The organism is Pseudomonas sp. LS1212 (assembly GCF_024741815.1).
GTDB lineage: Bacteria > Pseudomonadota > Gammaproteobacteria > Pseudomonadales > Pseudomonadaceae > Aquipseudomonas.
Map to the genome: position 1 here is coordinate 1,717,801 of NZ_CP102951.1, position 13,687 is coordinate 1,731,487.

At 59.7% G+C, this 13,687-nt stretch carries 14 protein-coding genes; 3 read left to right on the forward strand and 11 right to left on the reverse strand.

Annotated features, from left to right (window positions below; all coding sequences use genetic code 11):
• Positions 1-51: 51 nt before the first annotated feature.
• On the reverse strand, positions 52-1,827 hold the full coding sequence (gene gcl, locus NVV94_RS08040; protein WP_258446671.1) for a glyoxylate carboligase: 1,776 nt from the start codon (positions 1,825-1,827) through the stop codon (positions 52-54).
• A gap of 254 nt (positions 1,828-2,081) precedes the next feature.
• Here gcl and NVV94_RS08045 point away from each other — a divergent pair, with 254 nt between their 5' ends.
• Positions 2,082-2,522, forward strand: a complete 441-nt coding sequence (locus NVV94_RS08045; protein ID WP_258446672.1) for a heme-binding protein — start codon at positions 2,082-2,084, stop codon at positions 2,520-2,522.
• A gap of 166 nt (positions 2,523-2,688) precedes the next feature.
• On the opposite strand, the gene NVV94_RS08050 is transcribed toward NVV94_RS08045, so the two are convergent.
• Positions 2,689-3,297 carry a TetR/AcrR family transcriptional regulator gene (locus NVV94_RS08050; RefSeq protein WP_258446673.1) on the reverse strand — a complete coding sequence of 203 codons (609 nt, stop codon included), beginning with the start codon at positions 3,295-3,297 and terminating at the stop codon, positions 2,689-2,691.
• 119 nt (positions 3,298-3,416) lie between these two features.
• Complete coding sequence (locus NVV94_RS08055; protein ID WP_258446674.1) at positions 3,417-3,860, reverse strand: DUF3757 domain-containing protein; 444 nt, start codon at positions 3,858-3,860, stop codon at positions 3,417-3,419.
• A 224-nt stretch (positions 3,861-4,084) separates the two neighbouring features.
• On the opposite strand from NVV94_RS08055, the gene NVV94_RS08060 reads away from it, so the two are divergent.
• Entirely contained in the window at positions 4,085-5,011 is a 927-nt protein-coding gene (locus NVV94_RS08060; protein WP_258446675.1) for a DUF808 domain-containing protein, read from the forward strand.
• Here NVV94_RS08060 and NVV94_RS08065 read toward each other — a convergent pair.
• The 8 genes from NVV94_RS08065 to puuE form a co-directional block, all read right to left on the reverse strand.
• A complete protein-coding gene (locus tag NVV94_RS08065) occupies positions 5,001-5,381 on the reverse strand; it encodes a profilin (RefSeq protein WP_258446676.1) in 381 nt (126 codons plus the stop codon). The genes NVV94_RS08060 and NVV94_RS08065 overlap by 11 nt on opposite strands.
• A 251-nt stretch (positions 5,382-5,632) precedes the next feature.
• A complete protein-coding gene (locus NVV94_RS08070) occupies positions 5,633-6,418 on the reverse strand; it encodes an outer membrane protein OmpK (protein WP_258446677.1) in 786 nt (261 codons plus the stop codon).
• A gap of 413 nt (positions 6,419-6,831) precedes the next feature.
• Positions 6,832-8,187: a nucleobase:cation symporter-2 family protein gene (locus tag NVV94_RS08075; protein ID WP_258446678.1), complete on the reverse strand. Its 1,356-nt coding sequence runs from the start codon at positions 8,185-8,187 to the stop codon at positions 6,832-6,834.
• 196 nt (positions 8,188-8,383) lie between these two features.
• The gene (locus NVV94_RS08080; RefSeq protein ID WP_258446679.1) at positions 8,384-9,694 is read right to left on the reverse strand and encodes a urate hydroxylase PuuD; all 1,311 of its coding nucleotides are present in this window, start codon (positions 9,692-9,694) and stop codon (positions 8,384-8,386) included.
• A 48-nt stretch (positions 9,695-9,742) separates the two neighbouring features.
• The gene (locus NVV94_RS08085) at positions 9,743-10,246 is read right to left on the reverse strand and encodes an ureidoglycolate lyase (protein ID WP_258446680.1); all 504 of its coding nucleotides are present in this window, start codon (positions 10,244-10,246) and stop codon (positions 9,743-9,745) included.
• Positions 10,247-10,372: 126 nt separating this feature from the next.
• Positions 10,373-11,368 (reverse strand): allantoicase, encoded by a 996-nt coding sequence (gene alc / locus NVV94_RS08090; protein WP_258446681.1) that lies wholly within the window; start codon positions 11,366-11,368, stop codon positions 10,373-10,375.
• Positions 11,369-11,406: 38 nt separating this feature from the next.
• Complete coding sequence (uraD, locus tag NVV94_RS08095; protein WP_258446682.1) at positions 11,407-11,922, reverse strand: 2-oxo-4-hydroxy-4-carboxy-5-ureidoimidazoline decarboxylase; 516 nt, start codon at positions 11,920-11,922, stop codon at positions 11,407-11,409.
• On the reverse strand, positions 11,919-12,848 hold the full coding sequence (gene puuE, locus NVV94_RS08100; RefSeq protein WP_258446683.1) for an allantoinase PuuE: 930 nt from the start codon (positions 12,846-12,848) through the stop codon (positions 11,919-11,921). Before puuE ends, uraD begins: the two co-directional genes overlap by 4 nt.
• Before the next feature lie 386 nt (positions 12,849-13,234).
• Between puuE and uraH the strand changes: the two genes are divergently transcribed.
• Entirely contained in the window at positions 13,235-13,588 is a 354-nt protein-coding gene (gene uraH, locus NVV94_RS08105; protein WP_258446684.1) for a hydroxyisourate hydrolase, read from the forward strand.
• The last annotated feature ends 99 nt before the right edge of the window (positions 13,589-13,687 follow it).

Genomic DNA, 13,687 nt, shown 5'->3' on the forward strand with positions numbered 1-13,687 from the left:
CCTTGCGTAAACGGTGTGCCCTCTCCCCAGGCGGGGAGAGGGACGGGTCAATCAATCGAGCATCGAAATCGCGGTTGGCGCATCGTCGCCGACCAGGGCGAGGTCTTCGAACTCGTTGACGGCGTTGATTTCAGTGCCCATGGAAATGTTGGTCACGCGCTCCAGAATAATCTCGACCACGACCGGTACCTTGAACTGAGCCATCAATTCCTGGGCCTTGCGCAGCGCCGGCTGGATTTCGGCCGGTTCGAACACGCGCAGGGCCTTGCAACCCAGGCCTTCGGCGACGGCGACGTGGTCGACGCCATAGCCATTGAGTTCCGGTGCGTTGAGGTTCTCGAACGCCAGTTGTACACAGTAGTCCATGTCGAAGCCGCGTTGCGACTGACGAATCAACCCCAGGTAGGAGTTGTTCACCACGACGTGGATGTATGGCAGGTGGAACTGCGCGCCCACGGCCAGTTCTTCGATCATGAACTGGAAGTCATAGTCGCCGGACAAGGCCACGACCTTGCGCGCGGGATCCGCCTTGACCACGCCCAGGGCTGCCGGAATGGTCCAGCCGAGCGGGCCGGCCTGGCCGCAGTTGATCCAGTGGCGTGGCTTGTACACATGCAGGAACTGCGCGCCGGCAATCTGCGACAGACCGATGGTGCTGACGTAGCAGGTGTCCTTGCCGAACACCTGGTTCATCTCTTCATACACACGCTGCGGCTTGACCGGCACGTTGTCGAAGTGGGTCTTGCGCTGCAGGCTGCCTTTGCGCTGCTGGCAGTCTTGCAGCCAGGCGCTGCGGTCCTTGAGCTTGCCGGCGGCTTTCCACTCGCGTGCCACTTCCAGGAACATGTCCAGGGCAAAACCTGCATCGGAAACGATGCCCAGGTCCGGGGTGAATACGCGGCCAATCTGGGTCGGTTCGATGTCGACGTGAATGAAGCGGCGGCCTTCGGTGTAGACGTCGACCGAACCGGTGTGACGGTTGGCCCAACGGTTGCCGACACCCAGAACCACGTCGGATTTCAGCAGGGTGGCGTTGCCGTAGCGGTGCGAAGTCTGCAGGCCGACCATGCCGACCATCAGCGGGTGGTCATCAGGAATAATGCCCCAGCCCATCAGGGTCGGGATGACTGGGATGCCGGTCAGTTCAGCGAATTCCACCAGCTTGTCGCTGGCATCGGCGTTGATGATGCCACCACCGGCAACCAGCAACGGACGTTCAGCGGTGTCGAGCATGGCCAGGGCTTTTTCGACCTGGATGCGGCTGGCGGCCGGCTTCTGTACCGGCAGCGGCTCGTAGGCTTCGATGTCGAATTCGATTTCGGCCATCTGCACGTCGAACGGCAGGTCGATCAGCACCGGGCCTGGGCGGCCGGAGCGCATTTCGTAGAAGGCTTTCTGGAACGCGTAAGGGACCTGGCCGGGTTCCAGTACAGTGGTCGCCCACTTGGTCACCGGCTTGACGATGCTGGTGATGTCGACGGCCTGGAAGTCTTCCTTGTGCATCCGTGCACGGGGTGCCTGGCCGGTAATGCAGAGAATCGGGATGGAGTCGGCAGAGGCGCTGTACAGGCCGGTGACCATGTCGGTGCCGGCAGGGCCGGAGGTGCCGATGCACACACCGATGTTGCCGGCCTTGGTGCGGGTGTAGCCCTCGGCCATGTGCGAGGCGCCTTCAACGTGGCGAGCGAGGACGTGATCAATACCGCCGACTTTCTTGAGGGCAGAGTACAGCGGGTTGATGGCTGCACCGGGAATGCCAAAGGCGGTGTCAACACCTTCGCGGCGCATCACCAGAACGGCTGCATCAATTGCTCTCATTTTGCTCATGGTTTTGTGCCTCTTGTGTTTTGTAATTGTATACAACTTGCTTTGCGCAGAGTGTATTCACGGGTGGCGAGTAAGGTCAATCCATTTTCGTCGCTGCCAGTGGATTCGCTGAAACGCCCGTTTGAACGGCTCATTGGTCGGTTTGAATCGACGAGTTGAAAATATTGTATACAAATAAATATCTCATTGTGTTCTATTTGTCGTACGGAATTTTCACTTGCCCTTTGGGCTTCTCATAACAAGAGGACGTACGCATGAACGCTCTGACCTTGAAAGTCGCTGTCAGCCTGGTAAACGAGGCCCTCGCGGCCGGGCGCAGGATCGCTGCCGCGCCGTTGACCGTGGCGGTACTCGATAATGGTGGTTACCTGCTGGCGCTACAGCGCGAGGATGGCGCCAGCCTGGTGCGCCCGGACGTGGCGCAAGGCAAGGCCTGGGGCGCCATTGCCCTGGGCAAGGACTCGCGCCTGCTGGCTCAGGATGCGCAGCAGCGGCCCTGGTTCTATGCGGCGTTGAATGAACTGGGGCGTGGCACGGCGGTGCCGGCACCGGGTGGGGTGCTGATTCGGGATCAGGCCGGGGTGGTGATCGGGGCGATCGGGATCAGTGGGGATACTTCGGACATCGACGAGCAGTGCGCGATCAGTGCGATCGAGGCGTTGGGGTTGCAGGCGCAGGTGGCAGTGGTTGCCTGATTAACGAGCGCTGCGCGCTCGATCGCGGGCAAGCGGAGCGCCGCCCGGCCCGCTCCCACAAGGTTTGATGTCGTCCACGAAATTGTGATTCAACACAGATCCGATGTGGGAGCGGGCCGGGCGGCGCTCCGCTTGCCCGCGATAAGGTCCGTAGGACCTTCCAGAATCAAACCTCCGGCGCACACCCCTTGAGCACCAACCGAATAATGGTCTGCGCCGCCGCTTCATAATCGACATCGTCAAGCTTGGCCTTGCCGGTCACCACCGAAATCTGCCAGTCGAAGTCCGCGTAGGTCTGGGTCGCGGCCCAGATGCTGAACATCAGGTGATTGGGGTCGACCGGGGCGATCTGGCCACGGTCGATCCAGGTCTGGATGCAGTCGATGTTGTGTTTGGCCTGGGCGTTGAGGTGCTCGACCTGGTCCGGGCTCAAGTGCGGGGCACCGTGCATGATTTCGCTGGCAAACACCTTCGAAGCGAAGGGCAGGTCGCGCGAGATGCGGATTTTCGAGCGAATGTAGCCACTCAACACTTCATTGGGTTCACCGTCCGGATTGAACGGCGTGGACGCCTGCAGAATTGGCTCGATGATACTTTCCAGGACCTCGCGGTAGAGGTTTTCCTTGGATTTGAAGTAGTAGTAGACATTCGGCTTGGGCAACCCGGCCTTGGCCGCGATATCGCTGGTCTTGGTGGCGGCAAAGCCCTTGTCGGCGAACTCTTCACTGGCTGCGCGCAGAATCAGTTCTTTGTTGCGCTCGCGAATGCTGCTCATGGTGCTGGGGGGTCCTTAGATGCTGCGAGCGCGGATGGTAGCACCGAAAAACACCCGGGAGAATGCGACGCACTTGTAAGGACGCTGACCCGACCCGGAATTTCCGGGTCGGGGGGGCTTCACTGGGGGATTTCGCTGAACGCGCAGGCACCGCTGGCTTTAGATTCGCATTCGAAGTACTTGATGCCGAAATGGCCTTCCTTCTCTTCCCAGTTCTCGACTTTTTCGAGTTTGACCCGGATGTCGGGATTCACTTCCGGACGGTAGCGCAAGTCCACCAGGCTGGCGTTCTGGGTCTTGTAGGTGCACTTGGAGAGAACCCCCATCTGGGTGCCTTTTTGTTCGTCCGGGTAGAACAGGCCGCTGCTGAACTCGGTCACGTCACCGGTGGTGGCGCCTTGGGCAACGCCGATCCACTCGTACATGCCATTGGCCGTTGGGGCTGTGTAGACACCGTGGGTGTTCTTGATGCTGGAAACGTCCGGGCAGTATTCGATGTCGGCGGCCAGGGCACCACCGGCGAACAGGACCGAAAAAAGCAAAGGTAAAGTGCTATAACGCATGGGTTGCTCCATGATTTTCAGAAAGGGTATGCCTGTGAGGGAAGGGGTTCGCCTCTGGTCAGCAGGCCAGACCATGCTAGGGGGCAACGGGACAGGAAAAAGCAGGGACAACGGCTCAGAGCGTGTAATCCAATACGGATTCTGTTGTGTGAACGGGTTTTATGTGCGGTTACAGGCAGCCCGTGATAAAAGCCACCTGACATTCAGAACTCAAGGATATTGATATGGCAGGAAGCAGTTTGCTGCTCTTGATCGATGACATCGCCACGGTGCTCGATGACGTCGCCCTGATGACCAAGCTGGCCGCGAAGAAGACCGCCGGCGTGCTGGGCGATGACCTGGCGCTCAACGCTCAACAGGTCAGCGGGGTTCGTGCCGAGCGGGAACTGCCGGTGGTCTGGGCGGTGGCCAAGGGCTCGTTCCTGAACAAACTGATTCTGGTGCCGGCAGCCCTGGCGATCAGTGCCTTCATACCTTGGGCGGTGACGCCGCTGTTGATGGTGGGTGGCGCCTTCCTCTGCTATGAAGGCTTCGAAAAGCTGGCGCACAAACTCCTTCACAGCAAAGCTGAAGACGCGGCCGAGCACGCCGAGCTGGTCGAGGCGGTAGCCGACCCTGCCATCGATCTGGTGGCATTCGAAAAAGACAAGATCAAAGGCGCAGTGCGCACGGACTTTATTCTCTCGGCGGAAATCATTGCCATCACCCTGGGCATCGTCGCCGATTCGCCGCTGACCCAACAAATCGTCGTGCTCTCGGGCATTGCCATCGCCATGACCATCGGCGTGTACGGCCTGGTCGGCGGCATCGTCAAGCTCGATGACCTGGGGTTGTGGCTGACGCAAAAAACAGGGCGAGTGTCCCAGGCTATTGGTGGCGCGATACTGCGCGCGGCGCCTTACATGATGAAGAGCCTGTCGGTCATCGGCACGGCGGCGATGTTCATGGTCGGCGGCGGGATTCTGACCCACGGTATCCCCGCGGCCCACCACTGGATCGAGAACGTCACGCAACGACTCGAGCCAATAGTCGGTGCCTTCACCTTGATAGTGCCGACCCTGCTCAGTGCGCTGGCCGGTATCGTCGCGGGTGCCGTGGTGCTGATGCTGGTCACTGGAGTGGGAAAGCTGTGGCGGTCGGTCAGAAGTTGAGGACGACCAGGTAGGCGGCAAATCGATCGAGGATTCTCAATGCCTTGTTGCAAGGAAAGTCTTCGTCATAGATCCCAATCAGGATCTCCTCTGATGTCTTGACGCACACACAGCCTTGCGAGCCTTTCCTTCCATGAAGAATCCAGCGATCGGCCATTAGCGTGAAATATTTGGCGCCTTCTATCCTGAAGCCGTAATACAGTGCCTCTGTCGGGGCACTGAACGTACTCATCAGCCCCAGCACTTCATCCGGCATAAGGTCAAAGCCGGCAGATGCAGCCCATATCTGCCCATCTTGTCCCGCGATGGCGGCCTGTTTGAGACCCGCACCTACCAGGTTCACGTCAACATAAGACTTCCAGATATTCATGACGTACCTTCCAGAAATTAGCCGCCCATTCGACAGTTCCACTGTGTGGAAGTCCTGAGTTGCCGGGTACTATCAGTTCTGTCAGGTTTTGGCGGTTTCGTAGATTAAATTGGCATATAAAAGATTTTTTTATCGTGTTCTGGATTGTTTCGCCGGTTTTTCCGCTTGAACCCAAAGCGCCCGACCCGATTGACTCGGGCCGGGCGCCGGCAGGCTGCAGGTCAGGGCGCTTATACAAACGCCATGCTTGATCAGAAGTGCACTTTGACCAGCAGACTGGCGGTGTTCTGATCGGTGTCGAACGAAGGCGAGTCTTCGATGCCGTACTTGTCTTTCCAGTAGTCGTATTCGATACCGACGTACAGTTGCTTCTCACCCCAACGCAGCGCCTTGCCCAGGTCGTACTTGATCTGGGGGTTGAAGTGCAGGTTGGAGTGGTAGGTGCCGCGCGCGTTTTCGTCGTTGTCGACGATCCAGTCCATGAAGCCGTCGATCTTGATATCGGAGCGGCCCACGGGAATGGTGTAGGACCAGACCGGGGTGATCTGCCAGACATCGTCGCCCGGGCGGTCACCATCGCTGGTGCGCTGGTAGAAGTTCAACTGGAAGTAGTCAAAGCCCGGAATCGCCAGATCGAAACCTGGACCGATCAGGTAGGAGTCTACGTCGCCTTCGCCAAACTCGTAGGTCATGGCCAGCAACACATCCTTGATCGGGCCGAACTCGAACTTGCGATCGAAGATCTTGCCCATCGACAGGCGCGGGCTGACTTCACCGTAGTAAGTGTTGTCGCCGACCAGGAAGTCCTTGTCACCGTTGTAAAAGATCTTGTCGACGAACAGGAAGTTGTCGCCGTACTTCCAGCCGTCGGCATGTTCGAAGGTGACGGTTTGCTGGGTCGACGGGTTGACGGTGAAGTCCTTGCCGTACAGGTAAGTCAGGCTGTTGTCCTGCCAGTGAAGCCAATCGCCGGCCATGGCCTGGCTGCCGGCCAACAGGCTGCCTGCCAAGATCACGTTCGAGATAGTGCGTTTCATTCGGTTGCTCCCAGGGTAGATGGTTCTCGTTTTTTTGTTTGTTCCAGCGCTCTCGATCGGCGCCGTTTTCAGGTAAAGCTGTCTTTTGGGTCAGTTTTTTTCATCTGGCCGCAGTTTGTTGGCAAGAGCTGGGCCGCAATGCTCGATCGGCCGCAGATATCCTGCTCGACAAAGGTCTGAACAGAGGAAAGTTGTACGTGCTGACTTTGACGCATGCCAACCGATGGTCTGCTTGACTGATCGGTCAGTAATCTCGGGCGAGATTCTTTACGCCTGGCTTGAGCGGCCGCGGAGGATACTGGCTCGCGTGGTACTGCTCAAGCGTTCCGTTATGTTACGGGCGTTGAAAAATGGAGCACTTGGTCAGAAAAGAGACCAAGGGGCAGCGTCATCCGGACCGCTGCCCTGTTCGATCAATGATGCTGTACCGCTTGCTCGAGTTCCCGGCGCTCCGCACCGCCCAGCACATTGAACAACAGGTTCAAGAACAGGGCGCTGAGGGTCGCCATGGCGATGCCACTGTGGGTAATCGGTTCCAGCCAGTGGGGCATATGGGCGAAGAACTCCGGGCGTACGACCGGAATCAGGCCCATGCCGACGCTGACGGCCACCAGCAACTGGTTGCGGCGGTCGCTGATGTCGGTTTCCTGGAGGATCTTGATACCGGTCGCTGCGACCATGCCGAACATGGCGATGGCCGCACCACCCAGAACAGCCGGTGGAATAGAGGCCACCAGGAACGCCGCCTTGGGCAGCAGGCTCAGGCCGATCAACAGGCCCCCGGCTACCGCCGTGACGGAGCGGCAGCGCACGCCGGTCATCTGCACCAGGCCGATGTTCTGGGCGAAGGAGGAGTGAGTGAAGGTGTTGAGAAAGCCGGCGAAGAACGAGGCGGTCGCATCACACAGCAGGCCACGACGCAGCATGCCTGGCGTGACTTCCCGGTCGGTGATCTTGCCCAGTGCCAGGAACATCCCGGTGGACTCGACGAAGATGATCACCACCACCAGGCACATCGACAGGATCGGTGCGAGGCTGAAGGTCGGCATGCCGAAATGCAGGGGCGTGACCACGCGCAGCCACGGCGCTTCGGCCAGGCCACTGAGGTCGACCATGCCGATCATGCCCGCGATCACATAACCCAGGCCCATGCCGATCAGCACCGAGACATTGACCCAGAAGCCGCGCATGAAACGGTTGATCAGCAGAATGGTGGCCAACACCAGAGCGGCAACGGCCAGGTAGACAGGCGCGCCGAATTGCGCCGCGCCACTGCCGCCTCCGGCCCAGTTGACCGCAACCGGGAACAGCGACAGGCCAATGGATGTGATCACGGTACCGGTGACCAAAGGCGGGAAGAAGCGCACCACCTTGGACATGAAGGGCGCAATCAACATGCCGAAGAATCCGGCGGCGATGGTCGCGCCAAAGATACCGGTCATGCCGACGCCTTCCATGCCGGCCATGGCGACCATGCTGCCGACGGCGGCAAAGCTGGCACCCATCATCACCGGCATGCGAATGCCGACCGGGCCGATACCCAGCGATTGCACCAGGGTGGCAATGCCGGCGACCAGCAGGTCGGCGTTGATCAAGAAGGCGATTTCTTCACGGGAGAGGCCGGCGGCTTGTCCGATGATCAGCGGCACCGCGATGGCGCCTCCGTACATCAGCAGCACATGTTGGATACCCACCAGGATCAGTTGCAGCAGTGGCAAGGGCTCTCGTGGTGGCGCAGGAGGGACGTGCGCCTTGAGTGACTCGGACATGCAACACCTCGGATTTTGTTCTTATTGTTCAGCATTTTTACGGTGTCAGGCTGGACGCCTGTAGCCGCTGCCGCAGGCTGCGCTCGACCGCAACGCGGTCGCAGCCTTTGGAAATCGCCGGGAGGTCCTGCGGACCTCAGCGCAGCCTGCGGCAGCGGCTACAGAGATTGGCGGCCGTCAGGGGCCGCCGGGTACATCAATGGGTCGGAGCCCCCTTGGCAATCCAGGCGCCGATCAGGTCACGTTCCTGCTGGGTCATCTGGGTGATGTTACCCAATGGCATGATCTGGGTGGCTACAGCCTGGGCCTGGATGCGCGGCGCCATTTGCTGGATTTGTTGGGGGGTGTCGAGCATCACGCCACCAGGCGCGGAACTGAACAGCGGGCTGGTCGGCTTGGCCGAGTGGCACACGGCGCAACGTTCCTGGATGACGCTGTGGATCTTGTCGAAGCCGGCGTCATCGAGGCTTGCCACCGGCGCTTGCTCGACCGCCTTGGCCGGTGCGGCCTCGAGTGCAGGGGCTTCGCTCGCTTTCTTGCCACCCTGAGCGGTTTCCGGCAGCGGCTGGTATTCGATCTTCGGCGTGGCAGCGACTTCAGGGCCTTTGTTCATCTGCGCAGGGCCGGTGACGTAGGCCAGGCAGATCATGCCCAGGGCAGCGACAGGCAGGGTCCAGGCGAACTTGTGGCTGTCGTGGCGGGTGTTGAAGTAGTGACGCACCAACACGGCCAGCACCGCGATCCCGGCCAGGATCAACCAGTTGTACTGGCTGCCGTAAGTGCTCGGGAAGTGGTTGCTGATCATGATGAACAGCACCGGCAGGGTGAAGTAGTTGTTGTGGCGCGAACGAAGCAGCCCCTTGGCCGGCAGCGTCGGATCGGGGGTGCGGTTCTCGGCGATCGCCGCAACCAGCGCGCGCTGGGCCGGCATGATGATGCGGAACACGTTGCCGACCATGATGGTGCCGATGATGGCGCCGACATGCAGGTAGGCACCACGGCCGCTGAACACTTTGCTGAAGCCGTATGCGGCGGCAATGATCAGCACGAACAGGATCAGGCCGAGCAGTGCAGGGCGCTTGCCCAGTGGCGAATCGCAGAGCAAATCATAGATGAACCAGCCGGCAACCAACGAACCGATGCCGATGGCAATCCCTTCGGCGCCGGTCAGGCCGCTGCCTGGCGCGAGCAGGTAAAGCGTCGGGTTGGAGTAGAACACCACGCACAGCAGCGCAACGCCCGACATCCAGGTGAAATAGGCTTCCCATTTGAACCAGTGCAGGTTGTCCGGCATGGTCGGCGGGGCCAGCTTGTATTTTTCCAGGTGGTAGATACCGCCACCGTGAATCGCCCACAAATCACCCGCCAACCCGTTTTTGGGGTTGACCCGGTTAAGGTTGTTTTCCAGCCAGACGAAATAGAACGAGGCACCGATCCAGGCGACCCCGGTAATCATGTGAACCCAGCGCACGCTCAGGTTCAGCCATTCAATCAAATGTGCTTCCACAGTACTAACCTCTTGCCTGTCACCGTCGGTCGATGGCCAGGCCTTCTCTTATTGGTGGGGGTCGAGGATCAACAGCTCATCCTCATTGAAAAAATGCTCATCGCAGTTATTGCCTGTGCCACTGCGATCAACCACCAGGAAGTCATCCCGCTTTTCGATCGTCAGCACCGGGTGGTGCCAGACGCCGCGATGGTAATTAATGCCCTGCCTGCCATTACTGACAAAGGCGCGGACCAAACCTGATACAGGTGCATCGCCAAGTGGCGCGACCACGATCAGAAAGGGGTTGCCGAGCAGCGGTATGAACGCCTGGCTGCCCAGCGGATGGCGCTCCAGCATGCGGACGGTCAAGGGCATGTCCTGCGCGTCGGCGCGGAAGATGCTGATGATCGCCTTGTCCTCCGGCGAGGCGGTTTCGACCTCGGCCAGACGATGGAAACGCATGGTCGAGCCATTGTTGATCATGAAGTGGTCGCTGCCGTCGGTTTCGATCACGTCACCGAAGGGGGCGAAGGCTTCTTTGGTCAGGGGCTCAATCACTAGTTTGCGCATGCTGGTTCTTCTTTTCTGAATGTTCGTTGTTGTCTGGTCTATCGCATCGCTGGCAAGCCAGCTCCCACAGGGATCGAGGTGTACTCCGGACCTGTGGGAGCCGGCTTGCCGGCGATAGGGGCCACGCTATTTAGCGACCTTGCCCAAAACGCGCAGACGGCTTACACCACCATCCGGGAACACGTTCAGGCGAATGTGCGTGATCGGGCCCAGTTCCTTGATCTGCTCCTTGAAGCTGTGCTCCTGGTGCATCTCCAGTTTCTGGCTCGGCAACAATTCACGCCAGAACAGGCTCTGGGTTTCGATCTGGCTATCGGTACCGCCTTTGACGAATGCACCCTGGATCGAGCAGCTGTCCGGGTAGTTGCCCTTGAAGTGCAGGGTATCGACGACCACTTGCTCGACGATGCCGGCATGGCCCAGCGCAACGATGACCCAGTCATTGCCGGGGGTGCGACGGCGCGCGGTTTCCCAGCCATCGCCCATGTTGATGCCGCGACCCGGGTTGAGGATATTGCTCATGCGGCCGAAGTGCTCGTCGGAGCAGGCCAGGGCGCGACCACCGTTCAGTGCGGCAGCCAGGTCGACCTGTTCGTTGTCGCCGGTGGCCGCCCAGTCGCGGAACGGCACGCCGTACACGCGCAGACGGGCTACGCCACCATCGGGGTAGATGTTGAAACGCAGGTGGCTGAAGGCCTGGTCGTTGCTGATTTCGTGGTAGTGGTGGCTGTTGCCTGAAAGCTCCACGGCCGACAGGACTTCGACCCACTGGGTCTGGTCGGTCGGGTCGCCTTCGGCCACGAAGCAGGCTTCCAGGGATGCAGACGGCGGGAAGTTGCCGGTGAAGAAGGAGGTGTCGATATCCACGCCCTTGATCGAACCCGGTACGCCCAGGCGGATGACCGCACTGTCGTAACCTTCGAAACGCTTGCGGCGCGATTCCCAGCCGTCCATCCACTTGCCGTTGTCGTCGAACACGCCCTCCTTCCACACGGCAGGGGTCGGCTGGAACAGGCGATTGACGTCGGCGAACCAGTCGTCGGTGACGGAAATGGCTTTGGTGCCCAGGCGGGCGTCGGCCAGGTTGACGAACTTCTCGAAGGGTACTGCGTATGCTTTCATTTTTTCTTGTCTGCCTTGAATGAGTGGATCTGGCTCACTTAGAGCTGCAGTAATCGGAACAGGGCGATCTTGTTGATCTGCGCCAGTGCTTCCTTGAACTCGGCCTCGACCGAGTTATGGATACGCGTTTCGAACGCGGCGAGAATCTGGTGCCGGTTGCTGCCTTTCACCGCCATGATGAACGGGAAGGCGAACTTGGCTTTATAGGCGTCATTGAGCTCGGTGAAGCGCTGGAACTCTTCGGCCGTGCATTGGTGAATACCGGCGCCAGCCTGTTCATTGGTGCTGGCTTCGGTCAGTTCGCCCTGCACGGCAGCTTTGCCGGCCAGGTCCGGGTGAGCGTTGATCAGGGCCAGTTGGCTTTCGTGATCGGCACTGAGCAGGACGTCGCTCATGCGCTGGTGCAGGGTTTCGATCACATCGATCTCGGTGCCCTGGCCCAGGTCGAAGGCCTTTTCGGCCACCCATGGCGAATGTTCGTAGATGTCGGCGAAGGCCTCGACAAAAGCGCTGCGGTCGAGGGTCGACGGGGTCAGTGTCTGGAAGCGGTTCATTGCGCGTTCTCGGCATTGAATGGGTGGGTGGCGTGCCAGTGACGGGCAATGTCCACGCGCCGGGTGAACCAGACCTGGTCATGGCTCTTGGCGTATTCGAGGAAGCGCTTGAGCGCAGCCAGGCGAGCCGGGCGACCGATCAGGCGGCAGTGCAGGCCGATGGAGAGCATTTTCGGGGCATCGCTTCCTTCGGCATAAAGCACGTCGAAGGCGTCCTTGAGGTACTGGAAGAACTGTTCGCCGTTATTGAAACCCTGCACCTGGGTGAAGCGCATGTCGTTGGTGTCCAGAGTGTAGGGGATCACCAGGTGCGCCTTGCCGGTCGGGTTGTTGCCTTCCCAGTAGGGCAGGTCGTCGTCATAGGTGTCGCTGTCATAGAGAAAGCCACCTTCCTCCATCACCAGGCGACGGGTGTTCAGGCCGGTGCGGCCGGTGTACCAGCCCAGCGGGCGTTCGCCGGTGATCTCGGTGAGGATGCGGATCGCTTCGAGCATGTGCTCGCGCTCCTGGTTCTCATCCATGTACTGGTAGTCGATCCAGCGGTAGCCATGGCTGCAGATCTCGTGGCCAGCCTCGACCATGGCGCGGATCACGTCCGGATGACGCTGGGCGGCCATGGCCACGGCGAAGATCGTCAGCGGGATGTCGAATTCCTTGAACAGCTTGAGGATGCGCCAGACGCCGGCACGGCTGCCGTATTCATACAGCGATTCCATGCTCATGTTGCGCGCGCCTTGCAGCGGCTGGGCGGAAACCATTTCCGAGAGGAAGGCCTCGGACTCTTTGTCCCCATGCAGGATGTTGCGCTCGCCACCTTCTTCGTAGTTGAGGACGAACGACAGGGCGATGCGGGCATTCCCCGGCCAGCGAGGATGGGGAGGGGTGTTGCCGTAACCGATCAGGTCGCGAGGATAGTCAGCGCTCACTGCAGTCTTCCTTCTTGTTCGTGATAACAGGGCGTGGCTACCCGCTCAGGGATGTGCGCCACGGCGATGGAGTGATTGTATACAACTTTATATTCATTTTGTAAGCCTGTTTTTTTTGCATTTCTTTTGCGCTGCCATCAAGGCTATAGCGTGCAAAAAACCTGCCCGATCGGTCAACTTAAACCGCCGGGACGCATGAGTAGCCTGATTTTTGAAAGATTCGCCGACCAATGGGCAAGGGCGGGTGACCGCAGATAAAAGCGCGATTTATTGTGTACAATTTTTTTGAAAAGTGTCTTAATAATCCCACTGCCGCCGCCATTCGCGCTCCGCAACGGCGCGGCCTGGGTATTTTTGCAACCGATCAGATAAAAGCGAGCAACCCAATGGGACGTTTGACCACACACGTACTGGATGCAGCCCATGGCTGCCCTGGCAGCTCGATCAAGGTCGAGCTTTACCGCGTCGAAGGCCAGCAGCTGGAGCTGGTCGCCACTGCGCTGACCAACAGCGACGGTCGTTGCGACGCGCCGCTGCTGCAAGGCGATGACTACCGCAGCGGTGTCTACCAATTGCAGTTCAGCGCCGGCGACTATTACCGCGCCCGAGGGGTGCAGTTGCCGGAGCAAGCGTTTCTCGACGTGGTCGTGCTGCGCTTTGGCATCAGTGCCGAGCAGGATCACTACCATGTGCCGCTGTTGATTTCACCTTATAGCTACTCCACCTACCGGGGCAGTTAGTCCCGATTCCTGGTCCGAATCTTCGTAGGTATTTGCCCGCTCTCACTGGCGGGCTTTTTTATGCCTGCGATCTGGCGACCGCTATGCGGTCGATCGCGG

Excerpts from the sequence above, each read along its gene's own strand:
- uraH (WP_258446684.1), top strand. The coding sequence starts at position 13,235 with ATGGGACGTTTGACCACACACGTACTGGATGCAGCCCATGGCTGCCCT.
- alc (WP_258446681.1), bottom strand. The coding sequence starts at position 11,368 with ATGAAAGCATACGCAGTACCCTTCGAGAAGTTCGTCAACCTGGCCGAC.
- NVV94_RS08050 (WP_258446673.1), bottom strand. The coding sequence starts at position 3,297 with ATGAGCAGCATTCGCGAGCGCAACAAAGAACTGATTCTGCGCGCAGCC.
- gcl (WP_258446671.1), bottom strand. The coding sequence starts at position 1,827 with ATGAGCAAAATGAGAGCAATTGATGCAGCCGTTCTGGTGATGCGCCGC.
- NVV94_RS08075 (WP_258446678.1), bottom strand. The coding sequence starts at position 8,187 with ATGTCCGAGTCACTCAAGGCGCACGTCCCTCCTGCGCCACCACGAGAG.
- NVV94_RS08045 (WP_258446672.1), top strand. The coding sequence starts at position 2,082 with ATGAACGCTCTGACCTTGAAAGTCGCTGTCAGCCTGGTAAACGAGGCC.
- NVV94_RS08065 (WP_258446676.1), bottom strand. The coding sequence starts at position 5,381 with ATGAATATCTGGAAGTCTTATGTTGACGTGAACCTGGTAGGTGCGGGT.
- NVV94_RS08060 (WP_258446675.1), top strand. The coding sequence starts at position 4,085 with ATGGCAGGAAGCAGTTTGCTGCTCTTGATCGATGACATCGCCACGGTG.
- NVV94_RS08055 (WP_258446674.1), bottom strand. The coding sequence starts at position 3,860 with ATGCGTTATAGCACTTTACCTTTGCTTTTTTCGGTCCTGTTCGCCGGT.
- NVV94_RS08085 (WP_258446680.1), bottom strand. The coding sequence starts at position 10,246 with ATGCGCAAACTAGTGATTGAGCCCCTGACCAAAGAAGCCTTCGCCCCC.
- uraD (WP_258446682.1), bottom strand. The coding sequence starts at position 11,922 with ATGAACCGCTTCCAGACACTGACCCCGTCGACCCTCGACCGCAGCGCT.
- NVV94_RS08070 (WP_258446677.1), bottom strand. The coding sequence starts at position 6,418 with ATGAAACGCACTATCTCGAACGTGATCTTGGCAGGCAGCCTGTTGGCC.